Source organism: Micromonospora trifolii (assembly GCF_022229005.1).
Taxonomy (GTDB): Bacteria; Actinomycetota; Actinomycetes; order Mycobacteriales; family Micromonosporaceae; genus Micromonospora; species Micromonospora trifolii.
Window position 1 is genome coordinate 130,128 of the sequence record NZ_JAKKFD010000024.1, and the last position, 18,041, is coordinate 148,168.

General features: G+C 69.4%; 21 protein-coding genes and 3 tRNA genes. 2 read left to right on the plus strand and 22 right to left on the minus strand.

Features of this window, described 5'->3' with window-relative positions; translation table 11 throughout:
• Positions 1–264 precede the first annotated feature (264 nt).
• From NIE79_RS17040 to NIE79_RS17105, 14 genes are all read right to left on the minus strand, one after another.
• Positions 265–954, minus strand: a complete 690-nt coding sequence (locus NIE79_RS17040; protein ID WP_238679507.1) for a hypothetical protein — start codon at positions 952–954, stop codon at positions 265–267.
• Positions 951–1,841 (minus strand): ABC transporter ATP-binding protein, encoded by an 891-nt coding sequence (locus NIE79_RS17045; RefSeq protein WP_238679508.1) that lies wholly within the window; start codon positions 1,839–1,841, stop codon positions 951–953. Before NIE79_RS17045 ends, NIE79_RS17040 begins: the two co-directional genes overlap by 4 nt.
• 80 nt (positions 1,842–1,921) lie before the next feature.
• Positions 1,922–2,638 (minus strand): 50S ribosomal protein L1, encoded by a 717-nt coding sequence (gene rplA, locus NIE79_RS17050; protein WP_238679509.1) that lies wholly within the window; start codon positions 2,636–2,638, stop codon positions 1,922–1,924.
• Positions 2,639–2,716: 78 nt separating this feature from the next.
• On the minus strand, positions 2,717–3,148 hold the full coding sequence (gene rplK / locus NIE79_RS17055; protein WP_091402426.1) for a 50S ribosomal protein L11: 432 nt from the start codon (positions 3,146–3,148) through the stop codon (positions 2,717–2,719).
• A gap of 186 nt (positions 3,149–3,334) precedes the next feature.
• Positions 3,335–4,057: a transcription termination/antitermination protein NusG gene (nusG, locus tag NIE79_RS17060; RefSeq protein ID WP_238667527.1), complete on the minus strand. Its 723-nt coding sequence runs from the start codon at positions 4,055–4,057 to the stop codon at positions 3,335–3,337.
• Positions 4,058–4,095: 38 nt separating this feature from the next.
• Positions 4,096–4,485, minus strand: coding sequence for a preprotein translocase subunit SecE (secE, locus tag NIE79_RS17065; protein WP_030329860.1), 390 nt, complete (start codon positions 4,483–4,485; stop codon positions 4,096–4,098).
• 212 nt (positions 4,486–4,697) lie between these two features.
• Positions 4,698–4,770 (minus strand) — tRNA-Trp (locus tag NIE79_RS17070).
• A gap of 129 nt (positions 4,771–4,899) precedes the next feature.
• Positions 4,900–5,292 carry a MaoC family dehydratase gene (locus NIE79_RS17075; protein ID WP_238679510.1) on the minus strand — a complete coding sequence of 131 codons (393 nt, stop codon included), beginning with the start codon at positions 5,290–5,292 and terminating at the stop codon, positions 4,900–4,902.
• A gap of 1 nt (position 5,293) precedes the next feature.
• The gene (locus tag NIE79_RS17080) at positions 5,294–5,740 is read right to left on the minus strand and encodes a MaoC family dehydratase N-terminal domain-containing protein (protein WP_238679511.1); all 447 of its coding nucleotides are present in this window, start codon (positions 5,738–5,740) and stop codon (positions 5,294–5,296) included.
• A 124-nt stretch (positions 5,741–5,864) separates the two neighbouring features.
• Positions 5,865–6,032: a 50S ribosomal protein L33 gene (rpmG, locus tag NIE79_RS17085; RefSeq protein ID WP_238679512.1), complete on the minus strand. Its 168-nt coding sequence runs from the start codon at positions 6,030–6,032 to the stop codon at positions 5,865–5,867.
• 134 nt (positions 6,033–6,166) lie between these two features.
• Positions 6,167–6,239: transfer RNA gene (locus NIE79_RS17090), tRNA-Met, on the minus strand.
• Between the two features lie 24 nt (positions 6,240–6,263).
• A tRNA-Thr gene (locus NIE79_RS17095) sits at positions 6,264–6,336 on the minus strand.
• 93 nt (positions 6,337–6,429) lie between these two features.
• On the minus strand, positions 6,430–8,958 hold the full coding sequence (locus NIE79_RS17100; RefSeq protein WP_238679513.1) for a putative bifunctional diguanylate cyclase/phosphodiesterase: 2,529 nt from the start codon (positions 8,956–8,958) through the stop codon (positions 6,430–6,432).
• A 50-nt stretch (positions 8,959–9,008) separates the two neighbouring features.
• Positions 9,009–9,146, minus strand: coding sequence for a hypothetical protein (locus NIE79_RS17105; RefSeq protein WP_238679514.1), 138 nt, complete (start codon positions 9,144–9,146; stop codon positions 9,009–9,011).
• Between the two features lie 1,795 nt (positions 9,147–10,941).
• Between NIE79_RS17105 and NIE79_RS17115 the strand changes: the two genes are divergently transcribed.
• The gene (locus NIE79_RS17115) at positions 10,942–11,454 is read left to right on the plus strand and encodes a hypothetical protein (RefSeq protein ID WP_238679515.1); all 513 of its coding nucleotides are present in this window, start codon (positions 10,942–10,944) and stop codon (positions 11,452–11,454) included.
• Between the two features lie 20 nt (positions 11,455–11,474).
• Here the strand turns inward: NIE79_RS17115 and NIE79_RS17120 are convergent, their stop codons facing one another.
• From NIE79_RS17120 to NIE79_RS17135, 4 genes are read right to left on the minus strand one after another with little or no spacing between them, the layout of a single operon-like run.
• Complete coding sequence (locus NIE79_RS17120) at positions 11,475–12,164, minus strand: tyrosine-type recombinase/integrase (protein ID WP_238679516.1); 690 nt, start codon at positions 12,162–12,164, stop codon at positions 11,475–11,477.
• Positions 12,161–12,901 carry a hypothetical protein gene (locus NIE79_RS17125; RefSeq protein WP_238679517.1) on the minus strand — a complete coding sequence of 247 codons (741 nt, stop codon included), beginning with the start codon at positions 12,899–12,901 and terminating at the stop codon, positions 12,161–12,163. The genes NIE79_RS17120 and NIE79_RS17125 overlap by 4 nt, the downstream gene beginning before the upstream one ends.
• Positions 12,898–13,083 (minus strand): helix-turn-helix transcriptional regulator, encoded by a 186-nt coding sequence (locus NIE79_RS17130; protein ID WP_030329852.1) that lies wholly within the window; start codon positions 13,081–13,083, stop codon positions 12,898–12,900. Before NIE79_RS17130 ends, NIE79_RS17125 begins: the two co-directional genes overlap by 4 nt.
• On the minus strand, positions 13,080–14,834 hold the full coding sequence (locus tag NIE79_RS17135; RefSeq protein WP_238679518.1) for a replication initiator: 1,755 nt from the start codon (positions 14,832–14,834) through the stop codon (positions 13,080–13,082). The genes NIE79_RS17130 and NIE79_RS17135 overlap by 4 nt, the downstream gene beginning before the upstream one ends.
• A 95-nt stretch (positions 14,835–14,929) precedes the next feature.
• Here NIE79_RS17135 and NIE79_RS17140 point away from each other — a divergent pair, with 95 nt between their 5' ends.
• Positions 14,930–15,283 (plus strand): hypothetical protein, encoded by a 354-nt coding sequence (locus NIE79_RS17140; RefSeq protein WP_238679519.1) that lies wholly within the window; start codon positions 14,930–14,932, stop codon positions 15,281–15,283.
• Between the two features lie 26 nt (positions 15,284–15,309).
• Here NIE79_RS17140 and NIE79_RS17145 read toward each other — a convergent pair whose 3' ends face one another.
• Genes NIE79_RS17145 through NIE79_RS17160 form a run of 4 tightly spaced genes read right to left on the minus strand, consistent with a single transcriptional unit; the run spans position 15,310 to position 17,899 of the window.
• The gene (locus NIE79_RS17145) at positions 15,310–15,852 is read right to left on the minus strand and encodes a DUF2637 domain-containing protein (protein WP_238679520.1); all 543 of its coding nucleotides are present in this window, start codon (positions 15,850–15,852) and stop codon (positions 15,310–15,312) included.
• Entirely contained in the window at positions 15,849–16,037 is a 189-nt protein-coding gene (locus NIE79_RS17150) for a hypothetical protein (protein ID WP_196919828.1), read from the minus strand. The genes NIE79_RS17145 and NIE79_RS17150 overlap by 4 nt, the downstream gene beginning before the upstream one ends.
• Before the next feature lie 3 nt (positions 16,038–16,040).
• Complete coding sequence (locus NIE79_RS17155; RefSeq protein ID WP_238679521.1) at positions 16,041–16,307, minus strand: hypothetical protein; 267 nt, start codon at positions 16,305–16,307, stop codon at positions 16,041–16,043.
• A complete protein-coding gene (locus NIE79_RS17160) occupies positions 16,304–17,899 on the minus strand; it encodes an FtsK/SpoIIIE domain-containing protein (protein WP_238679522.1) in 1,596 nt (531 codons plus the stop codon). Before NIE79_RS17160 ends, NIE79_RS17155 begins: the two co-directional genes overlap by 4 nt.
• Positions 17,900–18,041: the final 142 nt, after the last annotated feature.

Below are 18,041 nucleotides of genomic sequence, written 5' to 3' on the forward strand. Positions count from 1 at the left end.
GAAAAAGCCCCGGCGCAGGGCGCACGGGGCGAGGGCCGGCGGATCGTCATGGTCGGCGGACCATGCTCACTGCCGAGTTACGCTTGCCGCCCTACGCGGGTCGCCCGTTGTCGCGGGACCTTCGACCGTGCCGAAGCACGGTGACCAGCGGTCTCTGGGTGGTTCCTCATCCATGAGAACACGGATGACGGTTGAAGAATACGCGCACCGGCCAGCAGCACCAAATCGCACCCGGTGAGCCACGTCACCCGCTACCTGCGCCGGTCAGCCCTCGGCCCGGCGCCGCCACAGGTAGCCGCCGACGACCGCAGCGCTCCAGGCCAGCGCCCACCCGGTCAGCCCCAGCAGCGTCAGCGCGGCGGCGTCGCCGGCGGTGGTGCGGGCGGCCGCCATGATCGGCGGCGCCAGCCAGGGGGCCACCGAGCCGGTCAGGCCGAACACCACAGCGCCGACCCCGCCGAGGGTCAGCACCGCGACGCCGTACCCGGCACCGCCCACCGACGCCCGGCTGGCCAACGCCCCAAGGGCAACCGCAGCGGGTACGACAAGCAGGTGCGCCCACAAGCCCAGCGCCAGCCCGACCGGAATCGACCGGTCCCCCGGGCCGACCGGGCCGGACACCCCGCCGACCAGCCACGGAAAGAGCAGCGCGACGGCCACCGTCACCAGCGCCGCCACAGCGGCGGCGAGCAGCCCGGACAACCGCTCCCGGGCCACCCCGACAGTCACCTGCGCCAGCCGGCGCTGCACGTCCGGCTCGACGTCCAACAGGATCTTGGTCTGCCAGGCGAGCACCGGGAAGAGCACCACAGCGGAGACCCCGTACGCCTCCGCCGGCTGGGCGCGGCCACCGCCGTAGAGGGTGCCGAGCGTGATCAGGCCGGCGAGCAACGGCGCCAACGCCCGGCCGGTTCGCAGGAGACCGGCCAACCGCATCCGGGCCAGGGCGCTCACCGGGTCTCCCCCGCCGTCGGCTCGACCACCGGGTCGGCGGCCTCCGGCTGCACCGCTGCCAGCTCCCCGGCGGCCCCGGGCGACGGCTCGGCGGGTCGGGCGGCACCTGCCGACCGGAGCGGCTCGGCGGGTCGGGCCTGGGGTGCTGCGGTGGAGGCGTCGGAGCGTACCCGCAGCACCTGGTGGCCCTCGGCGCGCAACCGGGCGACGGTGCCGGCGACCCGCGCGGCCGGCACCGCGACCTCGACCACAGCGATCGTCTCGTCCGTCGACGACGTCTCCTCGGAGAGCGAACCGTCGGCCACCAACCAGCGGCGCGCGGCCGGCAGCCGGACCGTCTCGCCGCGGTGGTCACTGATCAGGACGGACCCGTCGGCGGCGAGCACGTCGGCGATCAGCTCCGGCACCAACTCGCGGGTGGTGGCGTCCAGCCCTTCCCACGGCTCGTCGAGCACCAGCAGGCCCGGCGGACGCAGCATCGCCTGGGCGAGACCGACCTTCTGCGCGGTGCCCTTGGACAGCTCCGGCAACCGGACCGAGCGGAAGCCGGACAGCCCGAGCCGGTCCGTCCAGAAGGTCACCGCCTCGTCAGCCGCCGCCCTGCCCAGCCCTGCCACCCGGGCCATCCCGGTCAGGTAGCGGGTCACAGTGAACGGTTGGTCGGCGGGGAAACGCTCCGGCACCCAGCCCACCCGCGCCGGCCGGTCGGTGACCCGACCCCGGCCCGGCCGGAGGACCCCCGCGGCCACCTGGAGCAGTGTCGACTTGCCCACCCCGTTGCGGCCCAGCACTATCGCTGCCTCGCCGGGACCGATCCGTACGTCGATGCCCTGCAGCACCCACGGCCCCCGCCGGTGGTACCGCAACCAGACGTTCTCCAGCCGCATGGCGTCGAGCCTGCCACACCTCGAACGCGCCGGGGCGCCGCCACGGTCGTGGCGGCGCCCCGGCGGAGCGATCTGTCGGCTCAGGCGTCGGCCTGGTCCTCCCGAAGGTTCTTCACCAGGTTCGGGTCGACCGGGACGCCCGGGCCCATCGTGGTGGTCAGGATGACCTTGCGGAGGTACTTGCCCTTGGACGCGGACGGCTTGGCACGCAGCACCTCGTCGAGCACCGCAGCGTAGTTGTCCACCAGCTGGGTCTCCGTGAAGGACGCCTTGCCGATGATCAGGTGCAGGTTGGAGTGCTTGTCCACCCGGAAGGTGATCTTGCCGCCCTTGATGTCCTGCACCGCCTTGGTGACGTCCATGGTCACCGTGCCGGTCTTCGGGTTCGGCATGAGACCGCGCGGGCCCAGGATCCGCGCGATCCGGCCGATCTTGGCCATCTGGTCCGGCGTGGCGATCGCCGCGTCGAAGTCCAGCCAACCACCCTGGATGCGGGCGACCAGCTCATCGGTGCCCACCTCGTCCGCACCCGCGGCGGCGGCCTCTTCGGCCTTCGCGCCACTGGCGAACACGATCACGCGGGCGGTCTTACCGGTGCCGTGCGGCAGGTTGACCACGCCACGGACCATCTGGTCCGCCTTGCGGGGGTCGACGCCGAGGCGCATGGCGACCTCGACCGTGGCGTCGAACTTGACGTTGGTGGTCTCCTTGGCCAGCTTCACGGCCTCGGTGGGGGTGTAGAGCTTCGACCGGTCGATGACATCGGCGGCCTTGCGGTAGCTCTTGCTGCGCTGCATTGCTGATTACTCCTGTGGTCTCTGGCGGGCCGCTCGGCGCGAGCCCTCCCACGGTCGGGTCGAAGGCCGGGGCCGACGTCAGTCGTTGACGGTGATGCCCATCGACCGGGCGGTGCCGGCGATGATCTTCTCGGCCTGGGCGATGTCGTTGGCGTTGAGGTCGGCCATCTTCTTCTCGGCGATCTCACGCAGCTGGGCGCGGCTGACCGAGCCGACCTTCTCGGACTGCGGAACACCCGAACCCTTCTGCACACCGGCGGCCTTGATCAGCAGCCGGGCAGCGGGCGGGGTCTTCAGCACGAACGTGAAGGACCGGTCCTCGAACACGCTGATCTCGGCGGGGACGATGTCGCCCCGCTGAGACTCGGTCTGCGCGTTGTAGGACTTGCAGAACTCCATGATGTTGACGCCGTGCTGGCCGAGCGCGGGGCCGACCGGCGGCGCCGGCGTGGCCTGGCCCGCCGGCAACTGAAGCGTGAACGTCTTGACGAGCTTCTTCTTCGGAGGCATGTCACTTCCTGGGGCTTGGAGCTGGGAAAATGCGGCTGTCGCCGCCCTCGGGCGCGCACGGTCAGCGCGGTGCGACAGCGGCGACATTCAAGAGTAGCGCAGGCCGCAGCCCACTCGTCCGCCGAGGTCGAGCGAGAGCGCGTACGCCGACGTCGGCGGCGGGCCGGGCCCGCCGCCGACGACCAATCAGATCTTGGCGACCTGGTTGAAGTTGAGCTCCACCGGAGTCTCGCGACCGAAGATCGACACCAGCACCTTGAGCTTCTGCTGGTCGGCGTTGATCTCGCTGATCGTGGCCGGCAGTGACGCGAACGCGCCGTCGGTGACGGTGACGGAGTCGCCCACCTCGAAGTCGAGGACCTTGATCTCCGGCTTCGACTTCTTCTGCTCGGTCTCGACGGCCGGCGCCAGCCACTTCAGCACCTCGTCGAGCGAGAGCGGAGCGGGCCGGTCCGCCCGGTCGGTCGCGCCGACGAAGCCGGTGACGCCCGGGGTGTTCCGGACACAGGAGTAGGACTCGGCGGTCAACTCCATCCGGACCAGGATGTAGCCCGGGAAGACCTTGGCCTGGATCTGCGAACGCTTACCGTTCTTGACCTCGACCTCTTCCCGGGTCGGCACCTCGACCTGGTAGATGAAGTCCTCCATGTCGAGGCTCGTGATCCGGGTCTCGAGGTTGGTCTTGACCTTGTTCTCGTAGCCGGCGTAGGAGTGCACCACGTACCAGTCGCCCGGCGCGTAGCGCAGCTTCTGCCTCAGCTCCGCGACAGGGTCGTAGTCCTCGTCCGGTGCGGGCTCGGTCGTTGGGAACTCCGGCTCGCTGGCGGCCTCAACCGACTCGTCACCAGCCGCCGTCGCGACCGTGGACTGCTCGTCCACCGGTCCGGCGGTCTCGTCGTACTCAGGCACGCTCGCTCACTTCCGTCACTATGGCTGGAGGCAGCCGGTCAGTCCGAGTTGCCAAAGACAAACAACACGACCTTGGCGAAGCCGAAGTCCAGCACACCCACGATCGTCAGCATCACCGCGACGAACGCCACCACCACGGCGGTGTAGGTCAGCAACTCCTTGCGGGTCGGCCAGATGACCTTACGCAGTTCGGCTACGACCTCGCGGAAGAACCGGGCGATGCGGCCGAAGACGCCCACCCGACCCGTTTCCGACCGCGTGGTCGGTCGGCTGTCCGCCGACTCCGCCCGGGCACGGGACCGCGTGGCGGTGCCTCCCCGGGAAACCGGCTCGTCCGCGCCGGAGGCGTCGTCGTCGGCCACGTCGTCGACGATCTCGTCGTCCAGACGATCGTCGCCGTCGTCGTCGCGCCGCTTGTTGTCGGCCACTTCGCCCTCCGTCGCGGAATCTGGGGTCGCACGCCGAGCGGCGTACGCGGCGCTGGTCACGCCGGCCGGACCCAACCGTCCCGCGACGGGCCGCGGCCGGTGGATCACCCGGAGGGCCCGACTGCCTCGGACCACCCCGCCGATTCCACCACCACGGGCCGGACGCCGCCAAGCTGGCGGCGCGACCCACGGGAACGGTCAGGCCTGAGGCGCAGGGGTGACAGGACTTGAACCTGCAGCCTGCGGTTTTGGAGACCGCTGCTCTGCCAATTGAGCTACACCCCTATGTGGCAACACTCGCCCCACGCGGCCACAGACGACCGAGCAGGGGTCACTTGCCCCACGGCGGACCAGTGTACGGGTAGCCGCCCGACTTTCCCAACCGGTCTCTCCGCCACGCGTGGCGGGCTCGGTTCAGCGCGCCGTACGGATGGTTGCCCGCGCCTGGGACAGCACCTTCTCGCCCAGGCAGGTGGCGGTCACCTCGAGTCGGGTGAGACCGTCCCCGGTCACCTCACGGACCCGCGCGGTAACCTCGATCTCGGTCCCCTGGTCGTCGTCGGGGACCACCACCGGCCGGGTGAAACGCACGCCGTACTCAACGACCGCGTCCGGCGAGCCGGCCCACTCGGTGACCGCCCGGCCGACCAAGGCCATGGTGAACATGCCGTGGGCGATCACCCCGGGCAGGCCGACAGTGGTGGCCACCCGGTCGCTCCAGTGGATCGGGTTGAAGTCGCCCGAGGCGCCGGCGTAGCGGACCAGGTCCGCACGGGTCACCTGAAACGTCTGTGCTGGCAACTCCATCTCACGCCTCCCCGCGAATGACATACCTGGCCCAGACCGCGACCACTGGTTCGCCGCCGACGGTGCTCACGTCGGTGCGCGTGGTCAGGAAGCCGTGCCCACCCCTGGTGCTGACGTCCTCGATGGTGTTGGTGCAGACCAGCTCGTCGCCGGCGACCACCGGCCGGGTGTACGCGAACCGCTGGTCGCCGTGCACCAGGCGGCTGTAGTCGACACCCAGGGCCGGGTCCTCGATGATCTGGCTGCTGGCGGCCATCGTCACGATCACCGGAAAGGTCGGCGGAGCAACCACGTCGGAGTGGCCCAGCGCCCGCGCGGCCTCCGGGTCGTGGTGGGCCGGGTCGGTGGCGCCGATGGCGCTGGCGAACTCGCGGATCTTTTCTCGGCCCACCTGATAGGGGGCGGTCGGCGGATACGTCCGGCCGACAAAGGAAGGGTCCAGAGGCATGCCGCGAACCTACACGGAAAGCCCAATCGCCGACCTGATCGGTAGGCGGCGGCAGAGCCGCACCAAACCGGTCAGATCGGCGATTGAAAAGCTTCGACAGCGGCCGGCTGAGGCCGGCCAGCGGTCAGCGGGTCTCGCGGTGGACCGTGTGCCGACCGTCGCGCGAGCAGAACTTCTTCAGCTCGATGCGGTCGGGGTCGTTGCGCCGATTCTTGCGCGTGATGTAGTTGCGCTCCTTGCACTCCACACACGCCAAAGTGATCTTCGGCCGGACATCGGTAGCCTTCGCCACGGCGGAGTGCCTTCCTCGCTAACGGAAACAACTACGACGCGCCAGCCTAGACGCTGACAGCGCGGACATGCAAAGTGGGCGCCAGAAGCGCCCATTTTCTTACGACCACCGGCAACGAGCCCGGAAGACGAGAGTAGCGGTGGCCGGACTTGAACCGGCGACACAGCGATTATGAGCCGCTTGCTCTACCATCTGAGCTACACCGCTGCGATGGGTCCAGCTGAACCCTCGAGCCCCCTTACGGAATCGAACCGTAGACCTTCTCCTTACCATGGAGACGCTCTGCCGACTGAGCTAAGGGGGCCTGCGCGATCTCCCCGTGGGGCGCGCAGGAGTAAGAGTACACGGCCCGGCTCGACAGGTGAAATCGGATCCCCGGTGATCGTCCGCGCCCTGCTCAGGGCACGACGCGAAGGCGCGGCAGCTCCCCGCTGGAGATCGTCTCCGGGTCCACCTGGGCACCGAACCAGGCGGCCAACCGCTCGTACGGCAGCGGTCGGCTGAACAGGAAGCCCTGCCCGATCTCGCAGCCGATGTCCTGGAGAAGCTCAAGGGTCAGCTCGCTCTCCACACCCTCGGCCACCACCGCCAACCCGAACTGCTGGGAGAGGGTCACCACAGCGTTGACGATCGCCAGATCCCCCGGGTCGGTCGCCATGCCCTGCACAAAGGAACGATCCACCTTCACCTCGTGCACCGGCAGCCGGCGCAGGTGCGCCAGCGAGGAGTCGCCAGTGCCGAAGTCGTCCACCGACAGCCGTACGCCGAGATCCCGCAGCCGTTGCAGGGTGGGGATGGGCCGGTCCGTGCCGTCCAGCACACCCGACTCGGTGATCTCCAGGGTGAGACGCTGCGCCGGCACCCCGTACTCGGTCAGCAGCTCCTGCACCCGATCCGGGAAGTGCTGGTCGGTGAGCGTCCGTGCGGCCAGGTTCACAGCGATGGGCAACGGCTGGTTGGCCTCGGCCCAGTCCCGGCTGCGGCGCAGCCCCTCCCGGAGCACCACCTCGGTCAGCCGACTCAACTGGCCGGTGTGCTCGGCCACCGCCACGAAGTCCTCGGGGGCGACAGTGCCGTGCGTCGGATGCTCCCAGCGGGCCAGGCACTCGACACCGACCAGGCGGCGGTCCCGCAATGTCACCTTGGGCTGGAAGTAGACCTCCAGCTCTCCCTGATCAAGCGCCTGGTGCAGGTCGCCGGCGAGACCCAGCCGGCGCAGCGACCGAGACTCCAGGCCCGGGTTGAACAACTGCACGCTGCCTGGCACCGACTTGGCCGCCGTCGTGGCCAGGTCGACCCGCAGCAGCAAGGTGGCCGCATCGCTGCCATGATCCGGGTGTACGGCCACCCCGACGGCAGTGTCCACCACCAGAGTGAGCGCGTCGAAGACCATCTCGTCGCGGATCTGGTCCCGCAGCTGACTGGCCAGCTCCAACGCCGCGTCCGCGCTCTCCAACCGCAACGTCACCAGGAACTCGTCGCCACTCGCCCGACCCACCAGAGCCGACGACGGCGCGCTGGCCCGCAACCGGTTGGCGACCTCGGCCAGGACCTTGTCCCCCGCCGCGTGACCGAGCGACTCGTTGACCTGCCGCAACCCGTCCACGTCGAAGAGCAGCAGCGCCACCACCTCGCCGGGCGCGCGGATCTTGACCGACTCGTCCAGTGCGCCGGTGATGCGCCGACGATTGGGCAGCTTGGTCAGCGCGTCGTGGTACGCGTCGTGCCGCAGCCGGTCCACCAGCCGGGAGTTCTCCAACGCCACCGCCGCGTGCGCCGCCACCGTCTCGAACAACGGCACGTCGTTGCGGACGAAGTAGTTGCTGTCACCGAGCCGGTTGGCGACCTCGAGCGTACCGATGATCACGTGGCCCGACCGGAGCGGAAGCACGATCACGTCCTTGACCCGCTGCGAGGACAACTCGCCGCGCAGGTCGGCGTCGGTGGTCATGCCCCGTCCGACCGCGACGACGCGCCCCTCGTCACGGGCCCGTTTCCGCAGGACGGCCGGGGTCTTGGCGAGGTCGAGCAGACCCGGATCGTCGTTTCGTGCCGTCAGCAGCACCTCCGGATGCCGGCCCTGCGCCGGCAGCCACAGCGTGGCGTACTCCGCCTGCATGAGGGCCCGCACCCGGCCCAGCAGCGCGTCCGCCAAGGTCCCGTCCTGACCGCTCTCGGCCACCGCGCGACTCAGCTCGTACATGTCGGCGAGGGTGCGATGCTGTCGGAAGAACTGCGCGTACGCGCGGTAGACGATGGCCAACGCGCCGACGAGCGCCGCCAACAACAGCAACGACCACCAGGTCACCGCGATGAGAATGAGGACGACCAACCCACTGGCTATGTTGATGGCCGCGGTGAGCAGGGCCGGAGGGCACTTCCGGATGGTCTCCCAGCCCACCTGCCAACCCTGTAGCAGGGTGTGCACGCCCGCCACGGAGAGGATGCTCACCAGGTTGACCATGCTGGCCGCCACGAACAGGGTCAGCCACGTCCCCGGGCCGACCCCCCGCACGGGCGGCAGCGCCTGCAGGACCAGGATCGCCAGGGACGAGCCCGCGGCGGCACGAGCGACGTTGAACCAGAACTTCGTCGCGGCAAAGCGATGCCGGAGGTGCGTGATGACGGCCGCGAGGGTGTAGATCATCACCACGGTGAGCGGCCGGACCAGGTAGAACGCCAGGACCAGCGGAATCTCGGTGAGCGTCACCCCGATGGACTGACGCCGTACCGAGAAGTTGAGCACCGGAAGCCCTGCGGCAACCATGGCGACCAGCAGGGCCGCGGCGAGTGGCCACTCGCCGACGGACTCATCAGCGATCAGGCCGACGACTGTGGAGCAGACGACGGCCAGCAACGCCATTGGCCCGGTGATGAACCAGGCGCGCTCGGTCGAGCGGGGGCCCGCGCGGCCGTTACCCGCCATGCGACGCCCCCTCACCGCCCCCGCCGGTCACATCATCGAGATCGTGTTTGTTATCGAGGTGCTGGCATGTTCCAGATGACGTCCGCGGTCTGCATCTGGTCGCCCCACAGGTCACCCACGAAGACAGCCGCGAGGGCGGTAAGCACCAAGAACGAGCCAAGCAGCCGGCCCAGCGTTCGACCAGACATTTTTGCTCCTGTCGGGGAAGTGTCGCAGGGATGGTGGAGGTTCCACGATCGTGCCACACGGCCCGTATGCAGAAAAGCGGTCAGTGGCGGGACCGGTCCGAGCGTTGCCTAGGTCGCGCCCTTCGGACAGCCCGCCGTGCCAGATCAGGGCCCGTTCCATGCCGTCAGGCGTTTCGCTCGACGCTTGATACGACCATCAGCACAATTCACCCAGGCTGCTACGCACCCACCGACACGTCTCTGACGATCACTCCCTGTGACCGAACCCGCCGGGTTGAAACGCACCAACGGCGGCCAGTCCATCGACCACCATACCTGGTTCCCTCTCGGGCACAAGGGGTCATTCCGAGGCAACGCGGCTCGCCCCGACCCTGGCGCCGACCGTCGCCGCGCCTGACGTACGACGAGAAACTCTGACCTTTGGCGGCTCTCACGCATCCGCGCATCCGCGCATCCGCGCATCCGCGCCTGCGATCCGACGTCCATTGCCCTGGCATGCGCCCAGCCAACCCGCCAGCGTCGTGTTGCGACGACCGGGACGTGGATTCCGGCTTACCGCAGTGGACGGAACGCGGCCGCACCTCGCCGGCCGCGAAGTGGCGCCGCCGTCAGTCTCGGTGAGCTGCGGCGTTGGCTTGCACACACCCTCGCGGAACTCTCGTTGACCTACTACCTGGAGGGCAGCCGAGAGGGTCAGGAGGAAACCCTCCGGATCATGACCCGCCGCCTGCTCGCAGAGACCATCACGCCCCGCGACCTCACGTCCTGGGCGTATCAGCGACACCCTTGAGGATGTCGGCGCATACGTGATCGCCGAGGCGCACCGCCTGATCGGTGAAACCGCTATCGGGAACGGCTGAACTACACGAGGTCATCCGAGGGCTGCGCGTCGCTTAGCGGCTCCGAAGGATGCGCATGACGTCCTCGCCCACCTGAACGACCACGGCGTCGGCGCGAAGGTCATCGGCTGGACTCAGCCGACCCGGCCGAACAAACGACAACGGCCCCCGATCAGCATCTCTGCTGGTCAGGGGCCGTGTCTGCACCTGGTGGCGGGTAGAGGATTCGAACCTCTGAAGCTTTCGCGACGGATTTACAGGGCGTCCGTGATCTTGTCCCAGTCAGCCGTGCTGAGCTGCTGCTTCTCTCCCCGACCCGGGCTTCAAGGAGCCGGGTGCCCACCATCTGCCCACGCCCCAAGAGCATGCCCAGCCGTTGCCCAGAGTGGTCAACAACGTGCCAGGCTGGCACTGTCCCAAATTTGCACTGTGCCAGCCTGGCACTGTGCCAGTCGCGCAGATTTTTTTAAAAGGGCACTCGTCGCACGGAGCGCCGTGGTGGCCGACTGCGTCAGCGTGCCCGGCCCCGCTACTAGTGCACCAAGCGCAGCCAGAACAGCAGACACCCCAACCATGACCAGCTGAAACTTGGTTGGAGCCTCCGAGAAGCCAGATACCCCAGCCGCACCAGCAGCGGACTCGGCTACAAGCGGAAACAACCGCCGGCCTCGGTTCCTGGGGTTAGGGCGCATGTACGCACTGTTACACATCGGCGCTAGTGTCATCCGAGCGCATCGCCGATCTTGTCGTTCATGGTGTCGTCTCCCCCGTCGATGCAGTTGGCGTAGACGCGGAGCAGAACGGCCACGCCGTGGCCCAGGCGCCGGGCAACCTCAGTCGGCGGGACGCCGGCATTCAGCCGAAGCGAGGCCGCCGCGTGCCGCAGGTCGTACGGCCGGCAGACGAGCCGCGGATAAGCCAGCGACAGCCCGGGCGCGCTGCCGGATCATGTAGCGATGCTCGATCAGGACGCCCTCGCTCGCCTCCAGGACGCCGCTGTCTTCTGGAGCGTCGGTTCCGGCACCGCGGCCCAGGTGATCGACGCCGCCTGTGACTGCCTCATCGCGGGCATAGACAGCCCGGCTCTCCAGATCGTCGCCGGCATCTCGCCAGTGAAGGGCACGGAAAACGACGAGCTGCGGCGTTGGCTCGAAGGCGCGCTGTCGGAACTCTCTCTGAATTACTACGCCGAGGGGAGCCGAGAGAGCGAGGAGCAAGCCCTCCGCATCATGGCCCGGCGACTGCTCGCACAGACCATCGCGCCTCGTGATCTCACCTCTTGGGCATACCGATTCATCTCCTACGACGGCACTCCCCTGGCAGCCGAACTGATCGCATTGGACAACGCCTACGACCTCGTAGCCGCCATCCACGACTGGCAACCGCACAGCAGCACCGCAACCAGGGATATCGACGCGGACGTCGTCGGTGAAGCTCGGCGCCTTCTCGGCCACCCAACGACTGCCTAGAAGGACCGAAGCACGAGTGCTCATCCGAGGGCGTCGCCGATCTTGTCGTTCATGGTGTCGTCGCCCCCGTCGATGCAGTTGGCGTAGACCCGGGGCAGGACGGCGACGCCGTGACCCAGGCGCCGGGCGACCTCGGTCGGTGGGACGCCGGCATTCAGCCAGAGCGAGGCCGCCGCGTGCCGCAGATCGTACGGACGGCGGACGAGCGGCGAGGCGACCTGCGATTCGGTCAGCGCCTTCTCGCGGGCGAGCTTCCACCACCGGTCATAGACCGACTCGGACAGCGGCCCACCGTGCAGACCCCGGAAGAACCGCCCGTCCGGACCGACCCCGTGATTCTCGACGTGCGCGCACAGCAGCTCGACGAGCCGAGGCGGAATCGGGACCGTACGAGTCTCGGCCCTCCCCCGGTGCTTGAGTCCGCGTCGCTCGTGGGAACCGCCGTCATCGGTCCAGTGCGACCCGGCGCGCGGCGAGGTGCCGGCGAGCACCAGGCGGCCCCAGCGATATTCGATCTTCTCGTGTTCGCAGGACCGGGAAGGCTTGACCGCCGCCAGGTCGTCGAAGTCGGCGCCGCAGTCGGCGCACCGGCCGGCAAGGTCACAGTCCTCCCGCCGGAGGTCCGCAGCTTCCGAGGGACGCATCCCCGCGTAGTAGAGGCAGCCGAAGAACGCGGTGACCTTGTCGGCGCGTTTGCCGAGAGATTTCACCGCCTCCAGCAGCGTGGAGAGTTCGCCACCACCCGCCGGTCGATCGACTGTGCAACCTCGGGCGCGGTCCACTGGACCCGGTCGACCGGGTTGGAGGCGACCAGCTCCAGCTCGACGGCGTACCCGAGCACGTTGTAGAAGGTGGCCCGCTTGCGCTGGACGGTGGAGGCAGCCGCGGGCTTGCCGTCGAGGCGTACGCAGAGGCTGTCGAGGACGCGGCGGACCATCGCGGGTGAGTCGAGTTCGACTACCGGGAGGGACGCGGTTTCCAGCCAGGCGAGGGCCGCCGCGTCTTCGGCGGGGATCTCGTCGGACCAGCGGCGTGGGTTGAGGCCGTAGAGGTACAGCGCCTCACGGAGCAACGCGTCAGTCGGTCGGCCCCGCTTGGTCGGCCGGGTCAGGGTCACCGTGATGGAGGTCAGCGCTTCGACGATCGAGCGCCGGGTCTTGGCAGCCGCCCGGGGCCACTTCATCTCGACGTACGCCCGGCTGTGCGCGTACCAGGTGGTGGGGTTCTTGGTTCTGGCCTCGGAGACCGGGCGGCCGGTGGCCGGGTCGAAGGGCTCCCCCGCGTTGGCCGCCTGGACCAGCTCGGCGCGGAACGAGTGCGCCAACGCCTTCGTACGGAACATGTCCTCGAAGCGCTGGCCACTCACCGCCCAGCGAACCCGCCACGGCCGAGCCTTCCGGTCAGCGCGCTTACCGATCTCCCAGATCTGGACCTCATAGCTCTTCATGCGGCGTCCTGCTCCAGGTCGCCGAGCCACCGACCGAGCGCCGACCGGCGGACCCGAAGCTGCCCGTTCGGGAGCTTGATGACTCGTGGTCCCTTGCCGGTCTGCCGCCAGTAGAACCAGGTCGAGCGCGGTACGCGCAGCTCGGCGAGCACTTCCGGCACGGTCAACAACTCCTCGTTCACTGCGTCTCCTCCCCGTCGTGCTGTGCGCTGTGCTGAGTTGCCGAAAGATCTGGGGACCCCTGCGCGGCCCGGTCCTTGGCGGCGAGCAGTTCGGAGCGCCAGCGGGCCCGTTCGCTGATCGACCGCATGAGCCGGTGGGTCATCGGGCCGACGTCCGGGTCATCGGGCCGGGCCAACTCCCAGGCATGCCGGACCCGTTCGGGGGTGGCGCCCTGGTCGTCGACGAGTTGCGTGCCGTCGGTGGTGACGCCGAGCAGTGCCCGGACCCAGGCCCGCGCGTCGTGCTTGTGGTCGGCGAGGGTCTTGCCGGACCAGTCGCGGGAGATGAGGATGCGCCGGCCGCCGATGCCGAGGGTGTCGCGCTGGTGGAACTTGCCCTTGCAGCGGCCCGGCTTGTGCTTGGCGTGCGCCTTCTTGGGCTGGACGCCGTAAAGCAGCCAGTTGGCGCACCGGTCGGTGCATGGCGTGAGCTGGAGTTGCTGCCAGAGCCGGTCGAGGTGCTTGCGTTGCCGATCGGTGGTCGCCTTGTGGCAGTCGCCGGTGTGCTTGGTTATGTATTTCGTGACGTACCGGATGGTCCGTTCGGCGTCCTCAGTGCCGGGCATGACGCCGCGGGCGTCCACCTGGGCGCCGAAGCGGACTACGTGCACAGGTTCCGCGTCCGGGTCGTCGTCGATGGTGTCGAGGGCTTCCGACCAGGTGGTCAACGGCAGGCGGGAGTCGGGGTCTGCCCATGCTGCCGCCTGCTCGTCCCAGATCGGAAGCCGGTCGAGGGTGTAGCGCTGGACGTCGACCGAGGGCCACCACACCTGGTGGTAGGTCGCCGCCGCCACGGTGCGGAGCACGTCCCGAGGGATGGTGCCCCGGATGGCGAAGTGGGCGTGCGGGGCGAGACGGCGTTGCGGCTCGACGCAGCCGGCGTACTGGACGTTCCAGCCCTCGCAGCGCCGAAGGTTCTGCCAGAACCGGTCGAGAAGCCGGGGGAAGTGCACGGCGTCCCAGGCTGCGCGGCGGTAGTCGTACCTGGCCGGGTTGACCGGGGTGCCGTCGGGGCGGACCGGGCCGTACGAGTCGAGGGTGAGCGTCAGCCACATCGACGGTTGGTAGGTGGAGCCGTCCGGGGCGGTGTAGGTCTTGCCGACGGTGCGCCGCTCGACCTTGCGCCGGGGCAGTTCGGGGGCATCCTGGCGCCGCTTGGTGGAGCGCTTGCGCCGTGGGCCGGGCTCGTCGTCCTGGTCCTCGTCGTCGCTGGCGTGAGGTGGTCCGACGCGCCCGCGCAGGCCCTCAGCGGTGATGGCTTCCTCTACCTCGCGGATAGCCTCGTCGAGGTCGGTCACCTGGTCCCACTGGGCCGCCCTCACCGCCTCGTCGCGGGAGAACTCCAGGTGTGCGCGGAACAGGATCAGGGACTTCTGCGCCTCGGTCGCTGGTTCCGGGCCGGGTAACGGCTCGTCGTCGCGGTGCCAGCCTTCGCGGATCTGGGCTTGCCGTAGCCGGCGGTTCTTCTTGGCGCATGGCGGGCACTTGTCCTCGCGGGTCGCGCCGCAGGGCAGGTCGATGACTTCGGTCAGGCCGGTGTCGAGGTCGGTCCGGCGCATGGCGAGGGGGCGGACGCAGACGCCGTACTCGATGGCGATGTCTTTGAGGACGTCGATCGAGCGGGGTAGCGCCATGCGGGCCGCCCGCGACCCCGGTCGAGGAGCAACCGGGGCCGCGGCGGGTTCGAGGCCCGGCAGGGTCGGAGCCGTCATCGGCCCACCCCCACCGCGAGTCGAATGCGGTGGTCTCGGGTGCCGGCCCGCCGGTACTGTCCGGGCTCACCAAGAATCCGAGCGGCGAGGTCGACATGAACAGCGATGACGGTACGACGGTGCTGTGGCGCCCAACCGGGCCGAAAGAGCTGGATCTCGTCCGCGAGTCCGGATGGCGGGCGTGGCCGCCGCGCCTGCCGGATCAGCCGATCTTCTACCCGGTCCTGAACGAGGACTACGCGGTGATGATCGCCCGGGACTGGAACGTGCCCGCGTCCGGCGTCGGCTACGTAACCCGCTTCCGGGTGGAGTCGGAGTTCCTGAGTCGGTACCCGGTCCGCCAGGCTGGGGGTAAGACCATTCTGGAGCTGTGGGTGCCGGCCGAGGAGCTGGACGAGTTCAACGCGCACATCGTTGGACTGATCGAGGTCGTTCACGAGTTCCGGTAGCCGCCGCCCGGCTACGAGGGTGGCCGTCATCGGATGATCCCGACGACCTGGGGCCGGTTGGACTGGACGACACCGACCCGAGGCAGCACCGCGGCTGATGCCGGCGGCATCACCGGAGCCGGCGGCGCGGGTTCGACAGGCTGCGGCTCGTCGTACCAATCGCCCTGCGGCTGATTGGGCTCCGGGGCAGGCGGTGTGGTGGGTTCGCTGGACAGGACGACCTTCACCAGGGCGAGGAAGGCCAGCGACGGCACCGCCGCGACGATCCAGCCCCAGACGGACGGTTCGGCTTCGGCAACCTGGGCGGCGAGGGAGAGCAGCGCGAACGCGATCAGGAGGACGCCGACCAGGCCGACGGGTCGACCAGTTCGACGGCGGGCACGGATCTCCAGGCCGAGGTAGATGGCCATCAGCTCGACCGCTACGGCGTTGGCCCAGCCGATCCAGTCAGGCTGACCGTGGGCAACGGTCAGGTCGTGGACGTGGGTAAAGGCGGCGGCGCCGGCCATGGTGCCGATGGCGAGCAGGATCAGGACCCGGACGCCGGACTCGGCGCGTTCCCGGATCATCGGCCGCCCCTGGTGTCGCGCACGGTCAGGGTGATGCAGATCTGTTGGCCGTTGAGGTCGCGGCGGCGGTTGACCATGTGCGCCAGGCCGTGCAGGGCACCGGCGAGTCGGTCCGGGGAGCCGTTGAGCTCGATGTGCAGCGGCTTGAGGCGGTGGGTGCCGAGGAAGAAGCTCTTGAGGGACATCGGTTACCTCCGGGCCGGGGCGACGCGGGTACGGATGTGGTCGGGTGGCTCGCCGAGGGAGGCCACCGCTTCGGAGAGGCAGCGCCACAGCGCCCACGCCTCGTCGGGGGTCAGGTACATGCGGCGCCGGCCGCCACCGACGGCGAGATAGACCGGGTATGCGTCGGGCCGGGCGGGGTCGACGCGGACGGACACGGCCGTGCTGGTGGCGCCGTCGGTGCCGGGTGCGCGGAGCCGGTAGAAGGTTCGGCCGTCGGTCTGGGCGGTCATCGCGGCTCACCGCCATCGGTGTCCCGGTTGAGGATGTTCAGCAGCGAGTCGGGCAGCAGCGGTCCGCGACGCTGCCGGGGCAGCGGCGGGCGGACCGGTTCGGTGGCGGTTTCCCGGCCGACCTGGGCGAGGATGTCCACCGCGTCGGCCGGTGCCGGGTACTCCGCGGCCAAGTCCCGAATGTGGTCGTCGGCGATGTAGGAGAAGCGGACCCGGGCCGGCTCCGGGGTGCCGTCGAGGATCACGTAGCCGACGCCCTTGGCCCAGCGGGGCATCTGGTCGGCGAGGGCACCCCGGTTGCGGGCACCGTCACCCAACACGAGGTCGACCTGAGTGGCCTCGGTCAGGCCGAGCGCGATCCGGGTCGGGAACAGGTCCCGGAACGGCAGGACCTCCTTGCGGGGGTCCTGCAACACGGCCACCACCAGAACACCGACGCCGGCTCCCTGCGACAGCAGCAACCCGAGCGAGCCGGCGATGCGCTTGCGCAGGTCAACATCCTGGAGGTACGCGGTTAGTGCCGCCATCTCGTCGATGACGACCACGACCAAGGGGTCAGCCAGAGTCGGAGTGTGCACCCGCACCGCACCGGCAAGCCGGGTCTGCCGTTCCCGCATGACTGTCACGGCCTCGTCGAGCAGATCGGCCATGGCCTCGAACGACTTGCAGGCGAACCGGGCGAACAGCGGCCGACCCATCGCGAACTCCATGCCGCCTTTGGGATCGATCACCCAGAGCCGGACCAGGCCGGAGGAGATACCGCCGGCCAGAACGCGAACCAGCGACCACAGCACCGAGCCCTTACCGGACCGGGTCGCGCCACCGATGAGGACGTGCGTGGCGAGCAGGTGCAGGCACCAGTGCCGCAGGTCTTCCCGCCGAGCCAGCGGCAACGCGGTGAAGTCAGGCACCGATGGCACGTCGAAGGGGTCGACCAGGGTGCGCAGCGCATCCGTGCGGACCACCACCAGGTAGACCACCGACGGCCGGTCCCGGAACCGCAGCCGATCCACCGCGCCCAGGACCAGCGCCCAGTAGCCCGACCGGATCGGCGGGTCATCGGGACGCTCGGAGTAGACCCGGGCGTGCCGCCGGGCGAAGGCGTACGCCAGGTTCGCCGTTGCCTTCTGGAATTCCTCCGGTGTCTGGCCGCGGACCATGCGGATGGTCAGCACGTCGAGCGCCTGATCCGAGCGGACCCGCAGCAGCTCCGGCAGGACCGTGCGATGGTCGTACACCTTGGCCAGCCCGCAGAGGGTCATTGCCTCGCGCCAGGCCCGCCGGTAGACGAAGAGCTGACGGAAACGGCCGAGGATCGGACCGGCGCACCAGGTCCACCAGGACGACTCGTGCCGCCACCGCCACAGCGCCGACACGGCAGCGGCCAGGACGACGGGCACGATCACGCCGGATCGGCCGAACTCGCGGTAGAGGCTCACCCCGGGCACGACCAGGCCGACGGCGACCGGGTGGCGAAGACACCACCACAGGCCCCGCCACAGCCACCGGAGCACGAGGCCGGGCGCGATCAGCCAGACCGGCAGCTCCAGACGGCGCGGGCGGATCACCATCAGATCCCCGGCGGTGGTCATCACGACCTCGCCGCGCGGCCGGCGCATCATCGGGCAGCCGCCACTGTGGGCCGCCGCAGGACGGCAGGCATACGCTTGGACATGTCACTACCTCTCTCGACAGAGCAGGGGAAAGAGACAGAGGGCGGGGCTGCCGTCCGCC